At 76.4% G+C, this 237-nt stretch carries 1 protein-coding gene; it reads right to left on the bottom strand.

The features are described 5' to 3' along the window. A partial coding sequence (locus tag QWJ41_RS22585) for an ATP-binding cassette domain-containing protein (RefSeq protein ID WP_302710529.1) occupies positions 1-237 on the bottom strand: 237 nt, incomplete at both ends.

Raw genomic sequence — 237 nt, 5'->3', positions numbered from 1 at the left:
GAGCTCGGTGACCGCGCCCTCGACGGCCTCGCGCGAGCCCGCCGCGAAGAGCGCGATGTTCTCGGCGAGGGTGCCGGCAAGGATCTCGGTGCGCTGGGTGACCACCCCGACGGCGCGGCGCCGCGCCTGCAGGTCGAGGTCGAGCACGTCGCGACCGCCCAGCAGCACGCTGCCCGGCTCGGGGTCGACGGCGCGGGAGACCAGCGAGGCGAGCGTCGACTTGCCCGAGCCGGTGCG

The sequence above is a fragment of the Nocardioides cremeus genome (assembly GCF_030518195.1).
Taxonomy (GTDB): Bacteria; Actinomycetota; Actinomycetes; order Propionibacteriales; family Nocardioidaceae; genus Nocardioides; species Nocardioides cremeus.
This window is presented reverse-complemented; position numbering and strand designations above follow the sequence as displayed.